Annotated in this window: 1 protein-coding gene; it reads left to right on the top strand. The window is 46.0% G+C overall.

Going from position 1 to position 642, the window contains the following annotated elements:
• Positions 1-642 (top strand): electron transfer flavoprotein-ubiquinone oxidoreductase (locus A3761_RS06870; protein ID WP_197472919.1); only part of this gene is annotated, 642 nt, incomplete at both ends.

Raw genomic sequence — 642 nt, 5'->3', positions numbered from 1 at the left:
ACGCAGGAACAATGAACCCGCTGAAAATCAAAGGTTCTCACACAGCAATGAAGAGTGGCATGCTGGCTGCAGAAGCTGTTGCAGAGAAGCTTGCTGGCGGTGCAGAAGGCGAAGAAGCGACCAACTTTGAAGCGAAGTTCAAGAACAGCTGGCTACACGACGAACTGTACAACACGCGTAACTTCGTTGGCGTTATGCATAAGTTTGGCACTTACCTTGGTGCGGCTTATACATTTATCGACCAAAACATCTTTGGTGGTAAACTGCCTTTCAGCTTCAGCGATAAAACTTACGACCATGCTGCACTTAAGCCAGCAGCAGAATGCAAAAAGATCGACTACCCTAAGCCGGATAACAACATCACCTTTGACCGTCTTACTTCTGTATTCCTATCGAATACAAACCACGAAGAAGATCAAATGTGCCACTTAAAGCTTAAGGATGACTCTATCCCTCTTGGCCACAACCTGACTAAGTTTGATGAGCCTGCACAGCGTTATTGCCCAGCAGGTGTATATGAGATTGTAGAAGAAGATAACGGCGATAAGCGCTTCCAAATCAACTCTCAAAACTGTGTTCACTGTAAGACCTGTGATATCAAAGACCCTGCACAAAACATTACCTGGGTCACACCAGAAGGCG

This window comes from Oleiphilus sp. HI0123 (assembly GCF_001635315.1).
Note: the sequence above shows the minus strand (reverse complement) of the source record. Positions and strands in the feature narration are given on the sequence as shown.